The 14,774-nt window shown below is 66.2% G+C and carries 15 protein-coding genes and 1 tRNA gene; 12 read left to right on the forward strand and 4 right to left on the reverse strand.

From position 1 onward, the window contains the following. Positions 1–72 precede the first annotated feature (72 nt). The 8 genes from A5784_RS35635 (at position 73) to pth (ending at position 6,065) form a co-directional block, all read left to right on the forward strand. Positions 73–144 (forward strand) — tRNA-Gln (locus A5784_RS35635). 121 nt (positions 145–265) lie between these two features. Next, positions 266–1,714 carry a bifunctional UDP-N-acetylglucosamine diphosphorylase/glucosamine-1-phosphate N-acetyltransferase GlmU gene (gene glmU, locus A5784_RS35640; protein ID WP_064949574.1) on the forward strand — a complete coding sequence of 483 codons (1,449 nt, stop codon included), beginning with the start codon at positions 266–268 and terminating at the stop codon, positions 1,712–1,714. Between the two features lie 112 nt (positions 1,715–1,826). After that, positions 1,827–2,807, forward strand: a complete 981-nt coding sequence (locus tag A5784_RS35645) for a ribose-phosphate diphosphokinase (protein ID WP_064949575.1) — start codon at positions 1,827–1,829, stop codon at positions 2,805–2,807. A gap of 2 nt (positions 2,808–2,809) precedes the next feature. After that, positions 2,810–3,151, forward strand: a complete 342-nt coding sequence (arsC, locus tag A5784_RS35650; RefSeq protein WP_064949576.1) for an arsenate reductase (glutaredoxin) — start codon at positions 2,810–2,812, stop codon at positions 3,149–3,151. Then, on the forward strand, positions 3,148–3,798 hold the full coding sequence (locus A5784_RS35655; RefSeq protein ID WP_064949577.1) for an LpqN/LpqT family lipoprotein: 651 nt from the start codon (positions 3,148–3,150) through the stop codon (positions 3,796–3,798). The genes arsC and A5784_RS35655 overlap by 4 nt, the downstream gene beginning before the upstream one ends. Before the next feature lie 16 nt (positions 3,799–3,814). After that, positions 3,815–4,678 carry an oxidoreductase gene (locus A5784_RS35660; protein ID WP_064949578.1) on the forward strand — a complete coding sequence of 288 codons (864 nt, stop codon included), beginning with the start codon at positions 3,815–3,817 and terminating at the stop codon, positions 4,676–4,678. A 152-nt stretch (positions 4,679–4,830) separates the two neighbouring features. Next, positions 4,831–5,475, forward strand: coding sequence for a 50S ribosomal protein L25/general stress protein Ctc (locus A5784_RS35665; RefSeq protein WP_064949579.1), 645 nt, complete (start codon positions 4,831–4,833; stop codon positions 5,473–5,475). A gap of 14 nt (positions 5,476–5,489) precedes the next feature. After that, a complete protein-coding gene (pth, locus tag A5784_RS35670) occupies positions 5,490–6,065 on the forward strand; it encodes an aminoacyl-tRNA hydrolase (RefSeq protein WP_064949580.1) in 576 nt (191 codons plus the stop codon). Positions 6,066–6,070: 5 nt separating this feature from the next. Here the strand turns inward: pth and A5784_RS35675 are convergent, their stop codons facing one another. Beyond that, positions 6,071–7,105 (reverse strand): epoxyqueuosine reductase, encoded by a 1,035-nt coding sequence (locus tag A5784_RS35675; protein WP_064949581.1) that lies wholly within the window; start codon positions 7,103–7,105, stop codon positions 6,071–6,073. Between the two features lie 120 nt (positions 7,106–7,225). On the opposite strand from A5784_RS35675, the gene A5784_RS35680 reads away from it, so the two are divergent. Further along, the gene (locus tag A5784_RS35680; RefSeq protein WP_232006383.1) at positions 7,226–7,771 is read left to right on the forward strand and encodes a DUF6611 family protein; all 546 of its coding nucleotides are present in this window, start codon (positions 7,226–7,228) and stop codon (positions 7,769–7,771) included. Between the two features lie 17 nt (positions 7,772–7,788). Here A5784_RS35680 and A5784_RS35685 read toward each other — a convergent pair whose 3' ends face one another. Next, positions 7,789–8,448: a DUF998 domain-containing protein gene (locus A5784_RS35685; RefSeq protein WP_064949583.1), complete on the reverse strand. Its 660-nt coding sequence runs from the start codon at positions 8,446–8,448 to the stop codon at positions 7,789–7,791. An 82-nt stretch (positions 8,449–8,530) separates the two neighbouring features. Between A5784_RS35685 and A5784_RS35690 the strand changes: the two genes are divergently transcribed. Further along, positions 8,531–9,169: a TetR/AcrR family transcriptional regulator gene (locus tag A5784_RS35690; RefSeq protein WP_064949584.1), complete on the forward strand. Its 639-nt coding sequence runs from the start codon at positions 8,531–8,533 to the stop codon at positions 9,167–9,169. Between the two features lie 100 nt (positions 9,170–9,269). Here the strand turns inward: A5784_RS35690 and A5784_RS35695 are convergent, their stop codons facing one another. Beyond that, complete coding sequence (locus A5784_RS35695; RefSeq protein WP_064949585.1) at positions 9,270–10,904, reverse strand: fatty acyl-AMP ligase; 1,635 nt, start codon at positions 10,902–10,904, stop codon at positions 9,270–9,272. 293 nt (positions 10,905–11,197) lie between these two features. Continuing rightward, positions 11,198–12,166, reverse strand: a complete 969-nt coding sequence (locus A5784_RS35705) for a 4-(cytidine 5'-diphospho)-2-C-methyl-D-erythritol kinase (RefSeq protein ID WP_064949590.1) — start codon at positions 12,164–12,166, stop codon at positions 11,198–11,200. A gap of 55 nt (positions 12,167–12,221) precedes the next feature. Between A5784_RS35705 and A5784_RS35710 the strand changes: the two genes are divergently transcribed. Both A5784_RS35710 and A5784_RS35715 read left to right on the forward strand, forming a co-directional pair. Next, on the forward strand, positions 12,222–13,079 hold the full coding sequence (locus tag A5784_RS35710; protein WP_064949587.1) for a serine/threonine-protein kinase: 858 nt from the start codon (positions 12,222–12,224) through the stop codon (positions 13,077–13,079). A gap of 80 nt (positions 13,080–13,159) precedes the next feature. Then, positions 13,160–14,662, forward strand: coding sequence for an amino acid permease (locus tag A5784_RS35715; RefSeq protein ID WP_064949588.1), 1,503 nt, complete (start codon positions 13,160–13,162; stop codon positions 14,660–14,662). Positions 14,663–14,774: the final 112 nt, after the last annotated feature.

Here is a 14,774-nt window from a genome sequence, read left to right on the forward strand (position 1 = left end):
CACGCACTTCCTTCTCGGGTGCTGCCACGCAGACCAGCCTATCGACTTGCACTAGAGTCTCGGATTGATCGGTCCGTCGTGGTGTAATCGGCAGCACCTCTGATTTTGGTTCAGATAGTTCAGGTTCGAGTCCTGGCGACGGAGCAGCGAGTGAGGCTCGCCGAGCGAGCAGGCAGTCTGGGGATGGCGACGAGCGTGCGCAAAATGCATGCTAGCTGCGGCGTGTTGCGGGGCAGACGCGCACGCTCGCGGTGAAAGGGGAACTGTGACCGCATCGACCGAGGCCGCAATCCTCGTACTGGCAGCTGGAGCCGGCACCCGGATGCGGTCGAACACCCCGAAAGTGCTGCACACCCTGGGTGGGCGCAGCATGCTGGCGCACGCCGTGCACACCGTGGCCAACGTGTCGGCGCGGCATGTCGTGGTGGTGCTGGGTCACGACCGGGAACGCATCGCCCCGGCGGTCACCGAACTCGCCGACAAGCTCGGCCGCACCATCGACATCGCCATCCAGGACGAACAGCGCGGCACCGGCCACGCCGTCGGCTGCGGGCTGAGCGCGCTGCCCGATGACTTTGCCGGCACAGTCGTGGTGACCTCGGGCGATGTACCGCTGCTGGACTCCGGCACCCTGGAGGATCTGATCGCCGGGCACACCGGCGCGTCGGCCGCGGCGACGGTGCTGACCACGACGGTGGCCGACCCCACCGGGTACGGCCGGGTCCTGCGCACCCAGGACAACGAAGTGATCGGCATCGTCGAGCAGGCCGACGCCAGCGCGTCGCAACGCGCGATCCGCGAGATCAACGCGGGGGTGTACTCCTTCGACATCGCCGACCTGCGGTCCGCGCTGAGCCGGCTGCGGTCCGACAACGTCCAGCAGGAGCTCTACCTGACCGACGTCGTGGCCATCCTGCGGCAGGACGGCCGCACGGTTCGGGCCCACCACGTCGACGACAGCGCGCTCGTGGCCGGCGTCAACGACCGCGTCCAGCTCGCCGATCTGGGCGCCGAACTGAACCGCCGCATCGTGGCCACCCACCAGCGAGCGGGCGTGACGATCATCGACCCGGGCACCACCTGGATCGATGTCGACGTCACCATCGGCCGCGACACCGTCGTGCGGCCAGGAACCCAGCTGCTCGGCACCACCGAGATCGGCTCGGACTGCGAGATCGGCCCTGACACCACGCTCGTCGACGTCGAGGTCGGTGACGGCGCGTCGGTCGTCCGCACGCACGGACAGCTCGCCGTGATCGGCGCCGGAGCGACTGTCGGGCCCTTCACCTACCTGCGACCCGGCACGATCCTGGGAGCCGAGGCCAAGCTGGGCGCGTTCGTCGAGACCAAGAACTCGACGATCGGCGCCGCGACCAAGGTGCCGCACCTCACCTATGTCGGCGATGCCGACATAGGTGATCACAGCAACATCGGGGCCTCGAGCGTGTTCGTCAACTACGACGGCGAGAACAAACACCGCACCACGATCGGCTCGCACGTCCGCACGGGTTCGGACACCATGTTCATCGCGCCGGTGACGGTCGGCGACGGCGCCTACACGGGCGCGGGCACCGTTTTACGCGACGACGTTCCGCCAGGTGCGCTGGCTGTATCGGACAACGCACAACGCACATTCGAGGGCTGGGTCGAGCGCAAACGGCCAGGCTCCGCGGCTGCCGAAGCGGCGCGTAAAGCGCGCGGCGACGGCGAGTGAGGCCGCACTAACTCGACGCTTTGTGTTGGCAGTCTGGTAACCCGGCAACGCGGACGCGGAAACGCTACGTACGATTGCCCCGTATCGATCCCCGACCGCGAAGGCAGCCATAGTGGCCACGGACTGGACCGACAACCGAAAAAACTTGATGCTGTTCTCGGGTCGCGCACACCCGGAACTCGCCGAGCAGGTTGCCAAAGAACTCGACGTCTCTGTCACTGCGCAGACCGCGAGGGACTTCGCCAACGGTGAGATCTTCGTGCGGTTCGAGGAGTCGGTGCGAGGCTGCGACGCCTTCGTGCTGCAGAGCCATCCGTGGCCACTCAACCAGTGGCTGATGGAACAGCTGATCATGATCGATGCGCTCAAGCGCGGCAGCGCCAAGCGCATCACCGCGGTTCTGCCGTTCTATCCCTACTCCCGGCAGGACAAGAAGCACCGTGGCCGCGAGCCGATCTCCGCTCGCCTGGTCGCCGACCTGTTCAAGACCGCCGGTGCCGACCGCATCTTGACCGTCGACCTGCACACCGATCAGATCCAGGGCTTCTTCGACGGCCCGGTCGACCACATGCGGGCACAGTCACTGCTGTGCGGCTACATCGCGGACAAGTACGCGGGCTCGGACATGGTCGTGGTCTCTCCCGACTCGGGCCGCGTGCGCGTGGCCGAGAAGTGGGCCGACTCGCTGGGCGGCGTGCCGCTGGCCTTCATCCACAAGACGCGCGACCCGCTGGTGCCCAACCAGGTGAAGTCCAACCGTGTGGTGGGTGACGTCAAGGGCAAGACCTGCATCCTGACCGACGACATGATCGACACCGGTGGCACCATCGCCGGCGCGGTGAAGCTGTTGCACGAGGACGGCGCCAAGGACGTGGTGATCGCGGCGACCCATGGCCTGCTCAGCGATCCGGCGGCGCAGCGACTGGCCGAGTGCGGCGCGCGCGAGGTGATCGTCACCAACACCCTGCCGATCGGCGAGGAGAAGCAGTTCCCGCAACTGACCGTGTTGTCCATCGCACCGCTGTTGGCCAGCACCATCCGCGCCGTGTTCGAAAACGGTTCGGTGACCGGCCTGTTCGACGGGTCCGCGTAGCTATGGCCGACCGGATTTACCACAATCCGAAATGCTCGACCTCACGTAAGACGCTGGAGTTGTTGCGCGAGAACGGGATCGAGCCCGAGATCGTGCAGTACCTGAAGACTCCGCCGAGCCGTGCGGAGCTGAAGCAGATGATCGCCGACGCGGGCATCGATGTGCGGACCGCGGTGCGCAAGCGTGAATCACTGTATGCCGAACTGGGTTTGGCCGATGCGTCTGACGATGAACTGCTCGACGCTCTTGCCGAACATCCGATTCTGATCGAACGCCCCTTCGTCGTCACCGCCAAGGGCACCCGGCTGGCCCGGCCGATCGACGCGGTGCACGAGATTCTGTGAATCGACTGATCGCCGCGGGGGCAGCCCTGGCCGTTGCGGCGTCGCTCGCCGGATGCGGTGCGAAAACGCCTGACTATCAGTCGATCTGGACCACCAGCGCGACCAGCACCACACCAGCCAGCACCCAACCGCCGGTGCCGATCTCCAACTATCTGGAAAGCGTCGGGGTCAACGGCGAACCGATCGCACCCGAGAAGATCCCCACCCTGGCCGTCACCATGCCGACGCCACCGGGGTGGCATCCGTACTCAAACCCGAACCTGGCGCCGGGCACCCGGATGATCGCCAAGGGCAACACCTACCCGACCGCGATGCTGCTGGTGTTCACGCTGCACGGCGACTTCGACGTCGCCAAGGCCATCAAGGAGCACGGTTACGCCGATGCCCAGCTGTCGGAGAATTTCAAACAGCTCAACGCATCCACCGACGATTGGCACGGCTACCCGTCAGCCATGATCGAGGGCTCGTACGACCTCAACGGCCAGCGGATGCAGAGCTACAACCGCATCGTCATCGCGTCCGACGGGCTGCAGCCACCACAGCGGTACCTGATCCAGCTCACTGTCACCACGTTCGCCGACCAGGCCCAGGCCCAGGGACCGGACATCGAGGCCATCATCTCGGGGTTCAACGTCACCAAGAAGTGAGCCTAGGCTGATCCCCATGACCTGGACCGCTGCCGATCTGCCCTCGTTCTCCGGACGCACCGTCATCGTCACCGGCTCCAACAGCGGGCTGGGCCTCGTCACCGCCCGCGAGCTGGCCCGCGTCGGCGCCGACGTCATCGTGGCCGTCCGCAACCTGGACAAGGGCGCTGCCGCCGCGCAGACCATGGCGGGGAACGTCGAGGTGCGCAAACTCGACCTGCAGAGCCTGGCGTCGGTTCGCGAGTTCGCCGACACCGTCGAGCACGTCGACGTGCTGATCAACAACGCCGGCATCATGGCGGTCCCGTTGTCCCGCACGGCCGAGGGATTCGAAAGCCAGATCGGCACCAACCACCTCGGCCACTTCGCCCTGACCAACCTGCTGCTGCCCAAAATCACCGACCGCGTGGTGACGGTGTCCTCGCTGATGCACCTCATCGGCTGGATCAGCCTCAAGGACCTCAATTGGAAGTCGCGGCCCTACCTCGCCTGGCCGGCGTACGGCCAGTCCAAGCTGGCCAATCTGCTGTTCACCTCGGAGCTGCAGCGACGGTTGACGGCGTCGGGCACGTCGGTGCGGGCGGTGGCCGCGCATCCGGGCTACTCGGCCACCAACCTGCAGGGCCAGACCGGCAACGCGATCGGCGACAAGATCTTCACCGCTGCCAACAAGGTCGCCACCGACGCCGACTTCGGCGCCCGCCAGACGCTGTACGCGGCCTCCCAGGACGTTCCGGGCGACAGTTTCATCGGCCCCCGGTTCGGTATGCGGGGCCCGACGGGTCTGAGCGCGCGCAGCCCGCTGGCCCGCAAGGCGGACACCCAGAAGGCCCTGTGGCAGCTGTCCGAGCAGCTCACCGACACCGCCTACCCGCTCTAATTTTTAGCCCGCGGACCTTTCTTGCTACCCTGACCAGGCGTCACGGCGAGGGTGGACCCGAAGGGCCACCGTTATCGACGGGAACATTTCGTGTTGTTGCATCCCTGGCCGTACTGACGATCTGACCGCAGTACCCCGATAAGGAGCAACACATGGCCAAGAACTCGGCCCCCAACAAGCTGACCGCCACGGTGCGTACCCGCACCGGCAAGGGCGCCTCCCGCCAGGCCCGCCGCGACGGCCGCGTCCCCGCCGTGCTCTACGGCCACGGCACCGACCCCCAGCACCTCGAGCTCAGCGCTCACGACTTCGCGGCCGTGCTGCGTAACTCGGGCACCAACGCCGTGCTGACCCTGGACATCGACGGCACAGAGCAGCTGGCGCTGACCAAGGCGCTGGAGATCCACCCCATCCGTCGCAACATCCAGCACGCCGACCTGCTGGTCGTCCGCCGTGGCGAGAAGGTCACCGTCGACGTCAACGTGGTCATCGAGGGCGACGCCGCGTCGGGCACCCTGGTCACCCAAGACGCCAACACCATCCAGATCGAGGCCGACGTCCAGTCGATCCCCGAGCAGCTGACCGTGTCGATCGAGGGTGTCGAGGCCGGTACTCAGATCAATGCGAGCCAGATCGCGCTGCCCGCAGGCGTCAGCCTGATCTCCGACCCCGAGACGCTCGTGGTCAACGTCGTCGAGGCGCCGACCGCCGAGGATCTGGACGCCGAGGGTGCAGGCGAGACCGCCGCGGCCCCCGCCGCCGAAGAGCCCGAGGCTGCCGAAGAGTCCGCCGAGTAGATCGGATCCTTGCTGTGACCGAGCCGTTGCTGGTGGTTGGCCTGGGCAATCCGGGCCCCGTCTATGCAAAGACCCGGCACAACCTGGGATTCATGGTGGCTGACCTGTTGGCCGGGCGAATGGGCTCGGCCTTCAAGGTGCACAAGAAATCCGGAGCCGAAGTCGCCACGGGCCGGTTGGGAGACCGGTCCGTGGTGCTGGCCAAACCACGCACGTACATGAACGAGTCCGGCCGTCAGGTGGGCCCGTTGGCCAAGTTCTATTCGATCTCCCCGGCCGACATCGTGGTGATCCACGACGAGCTCGACATCGACTTCGGCCGTATCCGGCTCAAGCTCGGTGGCGGCGAGGGCGGCCACAACGGGCTGCGTTCGGTGGCAGCCGCGCTGGGCACCAAGGACTTTCAGCGGGTGCGCGTCGGTGTCGGTCGGCCACCGGGCCGCCAGGACGCCGCCGCGTTCGTCCTCGATCCGTTCAATGCCGTTGAGCGCAAAGAAGTCCCGACAATCTGTGAGCAGGCCGCCGATGCGACGGAGCTACTGCTGAAAGTCGGGCTGGAGCCTGCGCAGAACACCGTCCACGCCTGGTAACCGGGTCAGCGGCCGCCGATGCCGCTGTCGACCACCTTCACCGTCTTATGCGGAAACCGCTTCTCGGCGTGTGCCTTTGCCACCGAATTCGGTAGCACATAGAGCGTTTCCCGTTTCTGCTGAAGCGGTTTGAGCACCGTGTCCATGAACGCCTTGCGGTCGTCGAGGTAGGGCTCGATCACGTCCTCCCCCGCCGGGCATACCGCCAGACAGTAGGCGGCCTTGTAGTTGGCTTTGAACGACAGGCTCTGCCACATCGACGCGTTCTCCGAATCACTGACGCGGGAACGGAAATCGGCAGCGTCGGAGCTGTCGGCGATGGTTTGCGCCCAGTCGGTGAACCCACCCATGAACTCGCGGTAGTTGTGCACCGAGCAGGCGACGAAATCGAACTCGCCATCCTTGCCGATCGCGCCCACCGGGCAGGCCGCCACGCAGAGCTTGCATTCCAGACATGGCGAATAGTCCAGCGGCGCACCGTAACTGCTGATCGGCGCCGCCACCAGGATGGTGGCCAGCAGGATGAAGTTGCCGAATCTGGGGTGGATCACGTTGCGGTGAATGCCCATGACGCCCAAGCCGGCGGCCACAGCGACGGGCTTGTGCGCGACCACCCAGATCCGCCCCGGGAAGCGGTCCATCTCCATGGGAAAGGTGGCCGAGGGGTTGAGGGCACGCCGCCCGGATTCCTCCAGGGCGCGGGTGATGCGGTGCGCGGCTTCGTTGATGATCTCGCCGCTGCGGTGGAATTCCTGGTTGGCGACGCTGCGCGCGGTGGACCGCACATTGTCGCGGTTCATCTTGACCACCAGCGAGATGTAGCTGCGCACACCGGGCAGCGCGGCGTCGGCGTGCTCCTGCTCGGAGGCCAGCGCCGGGTCGTCGACGCTCGCGAATGCCACGTCGTCGGCACCGGCCTCCAGACAGATCCGGCGCAACCAGTCCGCGTCGATGACCGCCGGAACATGCGGCGCGGTCCGAGCCCGCACCGCCTGCACGGTGGGATGACCGGCAAGGCGCGCGGGAAGCTGATCCGTCATGAGGCTGAGTATAGATTTCTATACCCAGATGCGCAAAGGTCCCTCCTTTCAGACGTCAAGAAAGCGTTCGGACCCCTGTGCCTGCCGACAAAATAGGCGTAGACCCGAAGTATGGGCATCATGCGCTCGCACCCGCTGCGCCGCTGCGTAGCCCGGCTGCTCGACGGGGATCGGGTATGGGGTTCGATCGACATCCGTCCGGGCCGGTTCGGCATCGTCCACTACCGGCTGGTGGTGTTCCCGCCCGGCGTGAACAAGAGCGACCGCCGGTGGATTCGAGCCGCGCGGGGCTGGCCACTGTGGGGCATGCTGCTGTGGTTGCAGTGCGAGGCGTGGCTGTCCCCCACGCTGCTCTCCCCGTGGACAGCGTTGGCGGTCTCCTCGGCAGTGCCGTTGATCGGCGGCGCCGTCATCGTCATCCTGGCCGGCGAGGCCCGCAGACAGGTCCGCACCCTCGTCGCCATCACGATGGCCGGATATGACGAACCGTCCGCACTGGCCGACCGTGACAGGTTGGCTGCCGCGGCGGCCCGGCTCATCGATGCCGACGAGCGGCTGGCACGGCGCGAGATCTCGGTCGTCGACCACGAACTCATCTGGTGGCAGGTCTACGACCGCCTCGAGCAGGACACGGCAACGCGGTCGCCCCACGAACAGCCACACTGACTGCAGCCCAACATATTTCAGGCCTGTCCATACAGCTTCACCGAAACCGCCGCCAGCCAGACCCACACCAGCACCACCCCGGCCGTGAAGCCCACGTTGGCCGCGGGCGCACCGGCGCCGGCCATCATCGCAATGAACGACGCGGCAAAGGCCGCGCCCGTCAGCCTCGAGAATCGTGCCCACCCCCGGTTGCCTCGGTGGGCGAACTCCGCCGCCAGCACGAAGCCGGCTGCGACGACACAGGCGAATCCGACAGCTCCGCAGAGCAGATGCGCGATCCCATGCCAGGTGATCACCACGTCGACAGTGCCGGGCGGGAATCCCGGAAGCGGATCAGCCCGAAAGAGTCCGCCACCGATCAACCCCGCACCGTAACCGGCGATCAGCGCCCCGGCACTGCGGGTCCGCCGACCGCCCACTGCCCGACGCACGCCGACCCCGGCGGCAACAGTCATGACACCACTGACCAGGAAGTTGGCCACCTGTACCCACCCCAGTGACCCATTGGCGAGCACGCTCGCCGGATAGCGGACGGGATCGAAGCCCTCCCGGGTCACGGCCTGCACGGCCACCGTTGCGACATATATCGGCCCCGCGAGCACCCCGTAGCCGAGCAGCGATTTGGTGATTCGCACCGAGAGCGGCACCGGACACGAGTCGGTGGGCGCAGTGGTCATCGGACCCCTCCTCCAAACGGAACTAGACGGTACAGTACTGCTCATAAAACTAGACTGTCCAGTACTCAAGGACAGGAGCGACATGACACAGGCTCGGACACCCTTGCCGACACGTTCGGCACTCAAACGGCAGACCATCCTGGCCGCAGGCCGAGAACTGTTTCTGGGCAACGGCTTTCAGGGCACGAGTGTCGACCAGATCGCCGCCAGGGCCGAGGTGTCGAAGCAGACGGTCTACAAGCACTTCGGCGACAAACGCGACCTGCTCTTCGCCATCGTCGACGATGCGTTGGTCCGGGTGGTCGGGCAGTTCCGTGAGCGGATCGAGGCGCTGCAGACGGCCTCCGATCTGGAGCCGGCCCTGATCGACCTCGCCGAGGAGTACCTCAAGACCGTTCTGCAGGAACCGGTGGTGCAACTGCGAAGGCTGGTCATCGGCGAGGCGAACCGGCTACCCGAGCTGGCACAGCGCTACTACGACCGTGCGCCGACGCACACTCTGGCCGCGCTCGCAGAGGCGTTCACCCGCCTCGACGCCCGCGGATTACTCAGCGTTGCCGATGCTGCGCTGGCCGCCGACCACTTCGCGTTCCTGATCGTGGGGCGGCCGATCGACGAGGCACTGTTTCACGGCGGGCCGGATGTGCTGGCCCGCCTGGACGTGCCCCGCTACGTGCGGGCCGGTGTCGCGGTGTTCCTCGCGGGCTACCGCCGGCAATGACGCCCGCGGACCGACCCGGGCGAACAGACATGGCGGTACCCGAACACCGGCGTGTCGCGTGCCTGCGTGTCTGTTCGCGCGATCAAGTGACGCCCGCAGATTAGGTGACCAGGGAAACCGAGTTGGCGCGGCGGAGCTTGCCCGACGAGGTCTTCGGGATAGTGCCGGGGCCCAGCACGACGACGTTGCGCGGCCGCACGTCGACCTCTGTGACGACCTCGTGGGCGACCTGATGCTCGATCCGGCGCACTTCGGCCGGATCCTGCCAGGCATTGGACTCCACGGCGACGGCGAAGGTCTCGCGCGAATGCCCGGCGTCCAGCCGAACTGCGACGGCACATCCGGTACGCACGCCGTCGACGCGGCCGGCGGCCCGCTCGATGTCGGTCGGGTAGATATTGCGGCCGGCCATGATGATGACGTCCTTGACGCGGCCACAGACCACGACATGTCCCGCTTCGGTCAGGTAGCCCAGATCGCCGGTGTCATACCAGCCGTTCTCATCCTGAGCCGGCAGGAAGCCGCCCATGGTGACGTACCCCGGGGTGACGCACTCGCCGCGCAACTCGATGACGCCGACCCCGCGGGCGGGCATCACGTCGCCGTTCTCGTCGACCACACGGGCCTCGAGATCCGTCAGCAGCGGGCCGAGCGTCGCCAGCCGCCGCGTGTTGCCCTTGGTGGCGGGCACAGCGCGGCGCAGCGCGGCCAGCAGATCGGCGTCGACCTCGTCGACAACCAGACCGGCGTTGCATTCGGAGAAGGACACCGCGAGCGTGGTCTCGGCCATGCCGTACGCCGGCAGGATTGCCGAGGGCGCCAGCCCGAACGGCTTGCCGGCGTCGAGCAGGTCCTCGACGTCAGCGGGGTCGACCGGCTCGGCGCCGGACAGCGCGAAGCGCAGCGTGGACAGGTCGAACTGGCCCGGCTCGGCCTGCTTGCGCAGTCGCTTGGCGAACAACGCGTAGGCGAAGTTGGGCGCCGCGGTCATGGTGCCCTTGTACTTGTCGATGAGCTTGGCCCACAGCAGGGTGTCGCGCAGGAAGTCCATCGGCGTGACCTTGACCAGCTCGGCGCCGAAGTACATCGGGATGGTCAGGAAGCCGACCATGCCCATGTCGTGGAAGCACGGCAGCCAGCTGACCATGACGTCTTTCTCGACGTCGTACTGCGCGCCGATGAACATGGCCTCGGCGTTGGAGTGGATGTTGCGGTGGGTGATCTGCACGGCCTTGGGCGATCCGGTCGAACCGGACGTCAGCTGCATGAGCGCCAGATCGTCCTCGCCGGTTTCAACCGGGTCGATCGGCTCGGCGGCCAGCAGATCCGACACCGTGAGCACCTTGATGCCCTTTTCTTCGAGCACCGGGATGGCGACGAGGAACGGCTCGGCGACGATCACGGCCGTGGCCTCGATCATGCCGATGACGTTCATGGTGTCCTCGGCCCACACCGCCAGGTCGGTCCGCGGTGTCGGCTGGTGCAGCATGGTCAGGCTCGCGCCGCGCATCCACACGCCCTGAGCCGTCGGCGCGATCTCCACCGGGTAGCCGGCCAGCACGCCGATGGCGGCGCCGGGTCCGATCCCTGCCGCGGCGAGTCCGCCTGCGATGCGGCGAGCCCGCTCGTGAACCTCGAGCCAGGTGTGCCGTATGGGCTCGTGCGGCTCGCCGGTGACCATGCCGCGATCGCTCTCATGGGCGTTGCGGTACATCTTGTCGGTGAATCTGCTCACGACGACCTCCTCGGCTTCCGGAGCCGCAGCGCCGGTGACATGGGATACAGCGCCCGGGTTTCCATGCTCCGCCTGATGCCCGACGCCAGTGTGAAGGCGCGCGCGCACATTTGGGCAGCGGTTATGTCTCGGTTAGGTGATGCCGTCGGCGGCATGCCGCAAGACGACCGCCCGCCGAGCACGACGGGCGACGATGAATTATCGCTGGCAATCACCATCGGTCATCTTATGAGACTCTTAAGTAGCTGCCAAACCAACGCGAGAATTGAGTCCTGAGTCACACCGCGCCGATATCACACAGACGCCGACGGCGCAGGTACCACCCGCGCGCCATGGACCGGACCACTGGCCACCCGCACCGTGCGGCACACCCCGGCGCCCGCCAATTCCGCGCCGACATCGACCGCGGCCGTCGCAGACGCGCACAGGAACGCGCAGGTCGGCCCCGAACCCGACACGATGCCGGCCAGTGCCCCTGCCTCGACGCCGGCCCGCAAGGTGCGGCGTAGCTCCGGGTAGAGGCTCAACGCCGCCGGCTGAAGATCATTGCCAAGCAGCGAAGCCAGTTCCGCGGCGTCGCCGGAGGCCAGCGCCGCCAGCACGGGTTCGGGTTCCTCGGCGCGGGGCGGCTCGTCACGGCTGGCGTCAGCACGCAGCCGGTCCAGTTCCCCGAACACCTTCGGCGTGGACAGGCCGCGATGGGCGAATGCCAAAACCCAGTGGAAGGTGTTGCGGGCCAGCACCGTGGCCAGCTCCTCACCCCGTCCGCTGCCCAGCGCCGTCCCGCCGTGCAGTGCGAAGGGCACGTCGCTGCCCAGCCGGGCGGCCAGGGCATGCAGATCGCGCCGCGGCACCCCCAGTTCCCACAGCGTGTTCATGGCCACCAGCACACCTGCCGCATCGGCGCTGCCGCCGGCCATGCCGCCGGCCACCGGGATGGACTTGTCGATGGCGATCGCGACGTCGGGCGCACGGCCGACGTGGTCGGCCAGCAGTACGGCAGCCCGCCAGGCCAGGTTGCGCTCGTCGGTGGGCAGCACTTCGACGCCTTCGCCCGAAAGCGTCACCGACAGCACGTCGGCGTCGCGCACGGTCACCTCGTCGGTCAGCGATACCGCATGGAAGACCGTGGTCAGCTCGTGATAGCCGTCCTCACGCAAGTCGTCGACCGCGAGGTACAGATTGACCTTGCCGGGCACGCGCACGGTGACCGACCCGGTGGGGACCCATTCGGATGCGGTACTGCCGTCGGATGCGGACACGGCCACGACACTATCCCTGAGGACGGCAAACCGTCAGCGAACCTATGCTGTGACAGTGGTGTCACCCGGTGAGGGGTCCATCGCGGAATACGAGGTCGACGAGGTCCTCGGCCGCGGTGGCTGGGCTGTGGTGTATCGCGCGCACGGTCCCGATGGTGGCGTGGTCGCACTGAAGGTCCTCAATGAATCGCACCGCAGGCCGGATCAGCTGGCTCGGTTGCAGCGCGAGTTCGACTTCGCCCGCAGGCTCACGCACCCCAACATCGTCAGGGTTTACGCCGCCAGCGAGGTGTGGCTGGCCATGGAATTGATCGACGGCGGCACCATCGGCGGCCTGGCGATGACGAGCGACCGGCTCACGGCCTTGACCCAGATCGCAGGCGCACTCGACCACGCACACCGGTGCGGGATCGTGCACTGCGACGTCAAACCATCGAATATTCTTGTGGACAAGCCGTTTTCACGAGCAGTGCTGATAGATTTCGGTGTGGCACACTCGGTTTCGGAAGACGTGGCCATCCGCCTGGCCAACGACTCCGGACGCCTCACACTCGACCCCGCCAAGCGAATCACGCGCCAGCTCCGAGAGCCACCCGCCCACGTCGAGGCCTCATTACCGTACTCGGCTCCCGAATTACTCAGCGGGAGAGCACCTTCGGCGGCCACCGACCAATATTCGTTGGCCTGCACAGCCATCGAAATGCTGACCGGATCGCCGCCTTTTACTGCAAACACCGCGATGGGACTGGTCGATCACCAGTTACATTCCCCGCCACCGCGGATCTCCCGTCAGGTCTCCTGGATACCGCATGCGGTCGACTCCATCCTCGCCAAGGCCATGGCGAAAAGGCCTGACATGCGCTACAACTCGTGCTCAGAGTTCATGAAGCTGATCAACAAGGCGCTTCGGTAACACGCTCTGCATCGGTCCTTAACACATGTTTTACGATTATCGGACTACGGACGGCACATTGCCCAGCTAACGTCGGCACAATGTCATCAGCGCCATCCACCACCGACCACGACCCCTCGGGATTCGCCCGCGAAGACGAGGGATACCACAAGGGCCTCAAACCCAGACAGCTTCAGATGATCGCCATCGGCGGGGCCATCGGCACGGGCCTGTTCATGGGCGCGGGCGGGCGGCTGCACACCGCCGGGCCCGGGCTGTTCATCGTCTACGCGGTGTGCGGCCTGTTCGTGTTCTTCATCCTGCGTGCACTGGGCGAGCTTGTGCTGCACCGGCCTTCGTCCGGTTCCTTCGTGTCCTACGCACGTGAGTTCCTCGGGGAGAAGGCCGCCTACGTGGCCGGTTGGATGTACTTCTTCAACTGGGCGTGCACCTCGATCGTCGACGTCACCGCCATTGCGCTCTACATGCACTACTGGGGTGCATTCAAGGCTATCCCGCAGTGGACCATCGCACTCATCGCCCTGGTGATCGTCCTGACCGTGAACATGATCTCGGTCAAAGTCTTCGGTGAGATGGAGTTTTGGGCCGCACTGATCAAAGTAGTGGCGCTGGTGACCTTCCTGGTGGTCGGCATCGTGTTCTTGGCGGGACGTTTCACCGTCGAAGGGCAGAGCACCGGACTATCGGTCATCGCCGACAACAGCGGCCTGCTGCCCACCGGCGTCCTGCAACTCGTGATCGTCACCTCTGGTGTGATATTCGCCTATGCCGCAGTCGAATTGGTGGGCACCGCGGCCGGCGAGACGGAACACCCGGCGAAGGTCATGCCGCGCGCTATCAACTCGGTGGTGGTCCGCATCGCGGTGTTCTATGTCGGCTCACTCATCGTGCTCGCACTGCTGTTGCCCTACACCGCGTACCAGCAGGGCACCAGCCCGTTCGTCACGTTCTTCTCCAAGATCGGCGTGCCCGCCGCCGGCGACATCATGAACTTCGTGGTGCTGACCGCGGCGCTGTCCAGCCTCAACGCCGGGCTGTACTCGACGGGCCGCATCCTGCGCTCGATGGCGATGAACGGCAGCGCACCGCAGTTCACCGCGAAGATGACCAAGCGCGGCGTCCCGTTCGCGGGTATCGCCCTGACGGGTGTGTTCACCGTTCTCGGCGTCTTCCTCAACATGGTGGTGCCCTCGGAAGCGTTCAACATCGCGCTGGACCTGTCGGCGCTCGGCATCATCGCCTCATGGGCCACCATCGTGATCTGCCAGATTCAGCTGTACCGCTGGTCCAAACGCGGGCTGTTGGCCAGGCCGGCGTTCCGACTGTTCGGCACGCCCTATACGAGCTATGCCACCCTGGCGTTCCTGGCGGTAGTCACCGGCCTGATGTGCTACGAGAACTACTGGAACCTCATCGCCCTGGTGGTCATCATCCCCGCACTGGTCGTCGGCTGGTATCTGGTGCGCGGGCGGGTGATGACACTGGCCACTGAGCGCATCGGTGTCACCGGCAATTACCCCGTGGTGGCCGAGACCCCACTGATGGACGAATTTCTCGCCGAGAACCGCAGGGACGAGACATAGCGGGTGCAAACGACAGACGGGTCGCTCACCGCGGAGGTGAGCGACCCGTCTGTTGTCGTTGTGAGGCCTAGGTGACGCGCACCTGGTCCTGTAGTTTCCCGGCTTCGAGCGC

The sequence above is a fragment of the Mycobacterium sp. 852013-50091_SCH5140682 genome, from assembly GCF_001665685.1.
GTDB lineage: Bacteria > Actinomycetota > Actinomycetes > Mycobacteriales > Mycobacteriaceae > Mycobacterium.